The 7,923-nt window shown below is 72.5% G+C and carries 6 protein-coding genes; 1 reads left to right on the top strand and 5 read right to left on the bottom strand.

What is annotated here, in order from left to right; genetic code table 11:
* The first annotated feature begins 30 nt into the window (after positions 1–30).
* Positions 31–696, top strand: a complete 666-nt coding sequence (locus D9599_RS08820) for a superoxide dismutase (protein ID WP_198380871.1) — start codon at positions 31–33, stop codon at positions 694–696.
* 259 nt (positions 697–955) lie between these two features.
* Here the strand turns inward: D9599_RS08820 and D9599_RS08825 are convergent, their stop codons facing one another.
* From D9599_RS08825 to ileS, 5 genes are all read right to left on the bottom strand, one after another.
* Positions 956–2,218 carry a pitrilysin family protein gene (locus tag D9599_RS08825; RefSeq protein WP_198380848.1) on the bottom strand — a complete coding sequence of 421 codons (1,263 nt, stop codon included), beginning with the start codon at positions 2,216–2,218 and terminating at the stop codon, positions 956–958.
* Complete coding sequence (locus D9599_RS08830; protein ID WP_232480280.1) at positions 2,215–3,573, bottom strand: pitrilysin family protein; 1,359 nt, start codon at positions 3,571–3,573, stop codon at positions 2,215–2,217. The genes D9599_RS08825 and D9599_RS08830 overlap by 4 nt, the downstream gene beginning before the upstream one ends.
* A gap of 130 nt (positions 3,574–3,703) precedes the next feature.
* Positions 3,704–4,264, bottom strand: coding sequence for a DUF3035 domain-containing protein (locus tag D9599_RS08835; protein WP_198380850.1), 561 nt, complete (start codon positions 4,262–4,264; stop codon positions 3,704–3,706).
* 62 nt (positions 4,265–4,326) lie between these two features.
* On the bottom strand, positions 4,327–4,842 hold the full coding sequence (lspA, locus tag D9599_RS08840) for a signal peptidase II (protein ID WP_198380851.1): 516 nt from the start codon (positions 4,840–4,842) through the stop codon (positions 4,327–4,329).
* Positions 4,842–7,670 (bottom strand): isoleucine--tRNA ligase, encoded by a 2,829-nt coding sequence (ileS, locus tag D9599_RS08845; protein ID WP_198380852.1) that lies wholly within the window; start codon positions 7,668–7,670, stop codon positions 4,842–4,844. Before ileS ends, lspA begins: the two co-directional genes overlap by 1 nt.
* Positions 7,671–7,923 lie beyond the last annotated feature (253 nt).

Here is a 7,923-nt window from a genome sequence, read left to right on the forward strand (position 1 = left end):
GCCGCGCTGCCCTTCCTCGCCGCCTCCGCGATGACGCGGGGTGTGCGCGCCCAGGCCCCGGCAGCCTCCGGCCCCTTCAGCCTGCCGCCGCTGCCCTACGCGGCCTCGGCGAACGAGCCCTCCATCGACGCGCAGACGATGCAGATCCACCACGACCTGCATCACCGGGCCTATGTCACCAATCTCAACAACGCGCTGAAGGACCACGGCCAGCTTGCCGCCATGCCGCTGGAGGTGCTGCTCTCGAAGCTGAATGAGGTGCCGGAAGGCATCCGCACCGCCGTGCGCAACAACGGCGGTGGCCACGCGAACCACAGCATGTTCTGGCCGATCATGGGCGGGAAGGGCGGCAGCCCGGGCGGCGAACTGGGCGAGGCCGTGACCCGCGACCTCGGCGGTTTCGACAAGATGAAGGCTGACTTCAACGCGGCCGGTGCCTCGCGCTTTGGCAGCGGCTGGGTCTTCGTGACCGTCGCCCGCGACGGCAAGCTTGCGATCACCACTCGTCCGAACCAGGACACGCCTCTCTTTGAGGGCGAGCGCGTGCTGTTCGGCAACGACGTGTGGGAACACGCCTACTACCTGAAATACCAGAACCGCCGGCCGGAATACCTGGCCAACTGGTGGAATGTGGTGGACTGGAACAAGGTCTCCGAACGCTATGCGGCGGCGAAGGCGGGGACTCTGACGATCTGAGCGGGTGGTGCTGGTGACTCTGGGGGAGAGAACGAATTCTCTCCCCCAGGCCCCCTCTCATCTTTTTCTATCTGTTTGAAATTTTTTTCAGCCGGTGCGCCTCGGGTCGTGGACCCGAGGCAACTGCACCGTCAGGAAGGTCCCGCGCAGCCAGATGGGGGTCCAGGGGCCTCAGGCCCTTGGCGGGTGAGGTCCGGAGCGGGACGAACGCTGCGCGTTCGCCCGGAGGGCGGAGCCCTCTTTGGGGCGCCGGGCCCGCCTAAAGCCCGACCGGCCGCCCCGCCACCGTCACGGCCAGATCATCCGGCCGCAGCACGCGCGCCGCCACCTCTGCAAGCCGGTCCCGGGAGAGGGCCGCGAGGCGGGCCGGGCGGTTGGCCAGCCAGTCCAGCGGGCGATTGTTCCGCTGCAGGGCGAGGAGGATGCCGGCCACCTGCCGGGTGGAGGTGAAGGAGAGGGGCTGGCTGCCGGTGAGATAGGCGATCGCCTCCTCGCGCTCCGCCTCGGTGGGGCCGGAGGCGGCCATGCGGGCCCATTCGCCGCGCAGCACCGAGATGGTCTCGGCCATGCGCGCGTTCTCGGTGGCCACCGAGCCGACGATGAGGCTGCGGCCCGCCACGGGTTCCGGGCCCGCGCCGATGCCGTAGGCAAGGCCGCGCTCCACCCGCACCGCCTTCATTAGCCGGGAGGAGAAGCCGCCGCCGCCGAGCACGCGCATGACCACGCCGGCCGCCTCCCAGTCGGGGTCGTCAACGGCGAGACCGGGCTGGCCGAAGACCGCGCTGGACTGCGGGCTGTCCATGCCCACCACCTGCACGCCGCGGGCGGAGAAGGGGGGCAGGGCAGGCAGGGCCGCCGGCGCCTCGGCCGGCCAGTCGCCGAAGAGGGTTTCCATCAGATCCCGCAGGTTCGACGCGGTGATGGCGCCGGAAGCGGCGATGAGAAGGCCGCCGCGGCGGAACTGGCGGGCGGGCACGCCGCGCAGCACCTCGGCGGGCAGGGCGGCGATGGTCTCCGCGGTGCCGCCCGGCGGATGGCCGAAGGGACCGGGCAGGGCCGTGGACCAGAAGGCGCGCCCGGCTTGGCCGCGGGGGCTTTCCAACGCCTGCCGCGCGCCGGCGATCGCGCGGGCGCGCAACCGCTCGACATCCGGCCCCTCCATGCGCGGGGCGGAAAGAGCGAGGCGGGCAAGGCGGGCGGCCTCAGGCAGCGCATCGGTCAGGCAGCGGAAATTGCCCGAGAACTCGTCGCGGTCGGCCGAGAAGGAGATCGAGATGGCGGCGTCGCGCAGCGCGTCCTGGAAGGCGGGCGCGGTGAGGTCGCCGGCACCCTCAGTCAGCAGGGCGGCGGCGAGGGCGGCCGCGCCCTCCCGGCCCTCCGGATCCAGGGAGGCGCCGCCGGGGACAGAGAAGGAGAGTGAGATGACGGGGACCGCGTGGTCCTCGGCCAGCCAGGCGGTCACGCCGGCCGCCTCCACCACCTGCACGGGGAGGGTGAAGCCGCTGGGAATGGTGCCGCTCATGGTGCGCGGGTGCCCTCGGGCAGCAGCCAGCCAGTCATTGAGGGATGGGTGAAGACGGCGCGGGCCGCGGCCATCACCGCCTCGGGCGTCACGGCGCGGATCTGGGCGGGCCAGTGCTCCACGGCATCGGCGGGCAGGCCGATAGCCAACGCGCTGCCCAGCAGGCGCGGCGCGGCGCCAAGGCCATCGAGCGAGAGGAAGGCGCCAGCGGTGAGCTGGCGCTGGCTGCGCGCCACCTCCTCCGCCGTCACGCCAGCATCGAGCAGGCGGGCGATCTCGTCCTCCACCGCGGCCTCCACCTTGGCGGGCGTGGTATCGCCGCGCGGCGTCGCGAAGATGCCGAAGGAGGAGGCACCCAGCTCGTCGCTGTCGTAGCCGGCGCCGGCGCCGACCGCGAGACCACCCTCCACCAGGGCGCGGTGCAGGCGCGAGCCCGGGCCGCCGCCCAGCAGGTGCGCCAGGACCTCCAGCGGCAGGCCGTGCGCCTTGTCCGCCTCGTCCCGGCCCCAAGTTTGGGTGGGGGCGATCCAGGCGCGGAGCATCTGCGCCTCCCGCACGCCGGGGTCGTTGCGCACCAGCCGGCCCTCCAACGGGGCGGGCGGCGGCTCGGCGCGGCGGCGGGGCGTGGCGGGCGCGCCTTCGGCGCCCGCGTACTCGCTCTCCACCACGCGGCGCAGCGCCTCCTCGTCCACGGCGCCGGCGACCACCAGCACGGCGTTCGCGGGCGTGTACCAGCGGCGGTGGAATTCGAGCATGTCGTCGCGGGTGAGGGCGCGGATCTCCTCTTCCCAACCGATGATCGGTCGGCCACGCCAATGCTGGCGGCCCCACATGGCGGCGTCGAAGGCCTCGCGGAACCGGGCGCGGGGGGAGCTGTCGGTGCGCTGGCGCCGCTCCTCCAGCACCACCGCGCGCTCGGGCTCCACCGTCGCCTCGGGGTAGAGGGGGGCGCGCAGGCGGTCGGCCTCCATGGAGGCGACGAGGGCGAGGCGCGTGGCCTCCACCGTCTGGTGATAGGCCGTCACGTCGCGCGAGGTGAAGGCGTTGTCCTGCCCGCCCTCCCGCGCGACGCGGCGGGAGAACTCGCCGTCCGCCACATGCGCGCTGCCCTTGAACATCATGTGCTCGAGGAAATGGGCCAGGCCGGACTTGCCCGCGGGGTCATCCCCCGCGCCGACGCCGTAGAAGAGGTAGTGCGCGACCACCGGCGCCCCGCGGGTGCGGACATGCGCAACGCGCAGCCCGTTCGGGAGCGTCCAGAGACGGGCACCGAAGAGCGGGCGGTCGGCGGGAATGGGGGCCGGGGCGGGCAGGGCCGCCGCGGCAGGGGTCTGGGCCGGGGCGCGGGTGGCCAAGGCGGCCTGCGCAGCGGCTGCGGTGGCCAGCGCAGCGCGACGGGTCAGGGGAGGCATTCCTGGCATGTGGGGGTTGGCGGCGCTGGCGGGAGTGGCCGGGGCGCGTGAAAAACGGCCCCGGCCGCCCGCATCAGAGCAGCCCGTCCAGGATGCCGCGCTGGCGGCGCTGGATGATCGGCGTGTCGCCCTCTTCCGGGGAGCGGCCGAGGGCCGAGTTCTCCCGCAGGCGCTGCGCCTCCTTCTGGGGGTCGAGGACGGTGCCGGGCCGCGGCGCGTCCTGCCAGAACATGAGGCGCTCCACCACGTTCTGCTGCGGGCGGTCGAGCCGGAGGCTCTCCTCGTCCACTTGGCGGCGTATGTTGTTGCCCGCCTGGTTGCCGGCGGCGCGGGAGGCCTGGGCGACCAGCGCGGCTTCCGCGCCGGAGGGGCGGTCCTGGCGGCCGCCGCCGGTGATGGTGGCGGGGGCGAGCGTCGTCTCGCCGCGCTCCCTCGCCGACATTTCCTGCGGGCGCTGGGCGCCGGGGCGCGGAGGCGGCAGGTCGCCGATGCTCGGCGGGATGGAGAGGGGCGCGCGGGTGATGACCTGGAACTCGTCCGGGGCGTCGCGCGTGAGGCCGAGCGTGCGGGCCGTGTCGCCGCCACAGGCGGCCAGCAGCAGCAGCGGGGCCAGGAGGAGGGGTCTGGGGTTCATGGCATCCGCCTTCTAGCAGGGGAGGGAGGGGCGCGGGAACAGGGAGCCCGAACCCCGTTCCGTCAGGCGGCCTTGCGGGGCGTGTCCGGGGTGGCCGGGCGGCCGGTTAGGGCTTCCACCAGCAGCACGGCCACGCCGAGCACGATGGCCGCGTCCGCCACGTTGAAGACGTACCAGTGCCAGCCCCAGCCATGCGCGTCGATGAAGTCGACCACGCCGCCGAAGCGCAGCCGGTCGATGACGTTGCCGATCGCGCCGCCGACGATGGCGCCGAGGGCGAGCGCCGTGCGGCGCGTCTCGGCGCGCGTCATCCAGCGGATGAGGAAGGCGGCGATGACGGCGGCCAGCGCCGCCAGGGCCCAGCCGTGCCAGGGCGCGCTGCCCGAGAGCAGGCCGAAGGTGACGCCGCGGTTCCAGACCATGGTCAGGTTCATGCCGACCGGCCCCGCGGTGAAGATCTCCACGCTGCGGTGGGTGGGAAGGTCGAAGACCTCCAGGATCCACCACTTGCTCGCCTGGTCGGCGATCAGGATGACGAGGGCGAGCAGCAGCCCCCGCCGCAGGTTGAGCGCGGCCATCAGGTAACCGCCCCATCGCAGCGCAGGCAGAGCGTGGGATGGGCGGCGCTGCGGCCGACCTCTGGCAGGACGCGCCAGCAGCGGTCGCATTTGGCGCCGGGGGCGGGGGCGAAGCGCACGGCGGCCTCGGCCTCGGTCTCCACGCCCTCGCCCTCCGGCGGGGTGTCGCGGAGGGAGAGGTCGGAGGTGATGCAGAGCTCCGCCCAGGGCAGGTCCGCGAGATCGGCCCCCGCGGCGCCGAGGAAGAGCTCGGGCGCGGCCTGGAGGGAACTGCCGATGGTGCCGGCCGCCCGTGCCTTCTCCAGCGCGCCCGTGACGAGGCCGCGCACCGCGCGCACGCGGGCCCAGCGATCCGCCAGCGCGTTGTCCCGCCACTCCGCGGGCACGTCGAAGAAGGTTTGCATGTGCACGCTATCAGCCGCTTCGCCGAAGCGGGCGAGCCAGGCTTCCTCCGCCGTGAACACCAGCACGGGGGCGAGCCAGGTGCAGAGGCAGCGGTGCAGCACGTCGATCACCGTGCGCGCGGCGCGCCGGCGCGGATCGTCCGCGCGGTCGCAGTAGAGGCTGTCCTTGCGGATGTCGAAGAGGAAGGCCGAGAGGTCGGAGGCGCAGAAGTTGTGGATCTCCGGCATCACGCCCGACCAGTCGTAGTCGGCAGCGGCGCGGCGCAGGCGGGCGTCGATGGTGGCGACGCGGTGCAGGATGTAGCGCTCCAGCTCCGGCAGCTCGGCGTAATCGACGCGCTCCTCCTCGGTGAAGCCATCGAGGTTGCCGAGCAGCCAGCGCAGCGTGTTGCGGATGCGCCGGTACAGCTCCGCCTGCTGGCCGAGGATGGTCTTGCCGATCCGCAGGTCGTCCGCGAAGTCGGAATTCATCACCCAGAGGCGCAGGATATCGGCGCCGTAGTCCTTCATCACCTCCTGCGGGGCGGTGACGTTGCCGAGGGACTTCGACATCTTCCGCCCGGACTCGTCCAGCACGAAGCCATGCGTCAGGATCGCCTTGAAGGGCGCCATGTCCCGCGTGCCGATGGATTCCAGCAGCGAGGAGTGGAACCAGCCGCGGTGCTGGTCCGTGCCCTCGAGGTAGAGGTCGGCCGGAAAGGGCAGCCCGTGGTCGGGCAGGGCGAAGGCGTGGGTCGAGCCGCTCTCGAACCACACGTCCACGATGTCCATCACCTGCTCGTAGTCGTCGGGGTTCCGCTCGTTGCCGAGGAAGCGCGCGGCGGCGCCGGGCTTGTACCAGGCATCGGCCCCTTCCTCGCGGAAGGCAGCGAGGATGCGCTCCATCACGTTGTGGTCGCGCAGCGGCTCGCCGCTCCGCTTCTCGACGAAGACGGCGATCGGCACGCCCCAGGCGCGCTGGCGGGAGATGCACCAGTCCGGCCGCGCGGCGACCATGGAGCCGATGCGATTGCGGCCCTGGTCGGGCACGAAATGCGTGTTGGCGATCGCCTCCAGCGCCTTCGTGCGGATCTGATTGTCATCGTCCATGGCGATGAACCACTGGGGCGTCGCGCGGAAGATCACCGGCTTCTTGCTGCGCCAGGAATGCGGGTAGCTGTGGCGCAGGCTGCCCTTCGCGGCCAGCGTGCCCATCGTCTCCAGCGCGGCCCAGACGGCGTCCTGCGCCTTGAAGACATGGATGCCCGTGAAGCCCATGGCCTGGACGGTGTAGGTGCCGTCGTCGCCGACCATCTCGGGCACGGGCAGGCCGTTGGCGCGGCCGAGGGCGAAGTCGTCCTCGCCGTGGCTGGGGGCGATGTGGACGAATCCCGTGCCGGTCTCGGCCGTGACGAAGTCGCCGGCCAGCAGCGGCACGTCGTGGTCATAGGCGCCCTCGCCGGGCGCCCAGCCGCGCAGGGGATGGGCGAGGACCGTACCGGCCAGCTCGCTGCCCTTGAAGACGCGCTTGAGGGAGTGCGCGGCAAGTCCCGCCTCCTTCTCGAAGGCGGGAAGCAGGGGAAGGGCGATCAGCAGGTCGTCGCCCGTGGCGAGCAGCGATCCCTCCGCGATGCCGTCCACATGCACCAGCGCGTAGTCGATCTCCTCGCCATAGGCGACGGCGCGGTTGGCGGGGATGGTCCAGGGCGTGGTGGTCCAGATCACCACCCGCGCGCCCTGGAGGTCGGGCAGGGAGGGCTTCACCACCGGGAAGGCGGCGTGCAGCGTCGGGCTGGTGACGTCGTGGTACTCGATCTCGGCATCCGCCAGCGCGGTCTTCTCGACCGGGCTCCACATCACCGGGCGCAGGCCGCGGTAGAGCGAGCCGTTCATCAGGAAGCGCCCGATCTCCTCGGCGATCACCGCCTCGGAGGTGAAGTCCATGGTGGCGTAGCGCCCCTCCCAGTCGCCGAGCACGCCCAGGCGCTGGAACTCGGCGGACTGGATGCCGAGCCAGTGGCGGGCGTATTCGCGGCACTCGGAGCGGAACTCGAGGACGGGGACGCTGTCCTTGTCCCGCTTCTTCGCGCGGTACTCCTCCTCGACCTTCCACTCGATCGGCAGGCCGTGGCAGTCCCAGCCGGGGACGTAGTCGGCGTCCTTGCCGGACATCTGGGCGGCGCGGTTGATCACGTCCTTCAGGATCTTGTTCAGGGCGTGACCGATATGCAGCGGGCCGTTCGCGTAGGGCGGGCCGTCGTGCAGCACGAACTTCGTCAGCCCGCGGGAGCGCTCGCGGAGCTGCCCGCGCAGGTCCTGGGCCTTCCAGCGAGCGAGCGTCGCGGGCTCGCGCTTCGGCAGGTCCCCGCGCATGGGGAAGGGGGTCTTCGGCAGGAAGACAGTACCGCGGTAGTCGCGAGCGGTTTCGGCGGGGGCGTCGGTCATGGGTGGTCCGGGGTCTCGGGCCGCGCGGCCCCGGGGCAGGGGGCGCGGCGAAGGGGCGGGCGCGGCGGTCTTTTCCCGGCCCTCAGGGGAGGACCGGGCCGGGAATTCGCGCGCGGGGCGGCCGGAAGAGCATGGGCGCCATATGCGGAGGGGGCGGGGCGGGGGTCAAGCGAGCGGTGCGAAACCCAGACCCGCCCTTGCCGGCGGGCCGTGCCGGTGGCGGAACGGCGGCACCCCTTCTGCACGGGGCCGG

Origin of the sequence: Roseomonas sp. KE2513 (genome assembly GCF_016107305.1) — a bacterium.
Lineage (GTDB): Bacteria > Pseudomonadota > Alphaproteobacteria > Acetobacterales > Acetobacteraceae > Roseomonas.

What these genes read in the sequence shown, in the direction of transcription:
- D9599_RS08825 (WP_198380848.1), bottom strand. Translation starts at nt 2,218, where the DNA reads ATGAGCGGCACCATTCCCAGCGGCTTCACCCTCCCCGTGCAGGTGGTG.
- lspA (WP_198380851.1), bottom strand. Translation starts at nt 4,842, where the DNA reads ATGGCCGCGCTCAACCTGCGGCGGGGGCTGCTGCTCGCCCTCGTCATC.
- D9599_RS08820 (WP_198380871.1), top strand. Translation starts at nt 31, where the DNA reads ATGACGCGGGGTGTGCGCGCCCAGGCCCCGGCAGCCTCCGGCCCCTTC.
- ileS (WP_198380852.1), bottom strand. Translation starts at nt 7,670, where the DNA reads ATGACCGACGCCCCCGCCGAAACCGCTCGCGACTACCGCGGTACTGTC.
- D9599_RS08835 (WP_198380850.1), bottom strand. Translation starts at nt 4,264, where the DNA reads ATGAACCCCAGACCCCTCCTCCTGGCCCCGCTGCTGCTGCTGGCCGCC.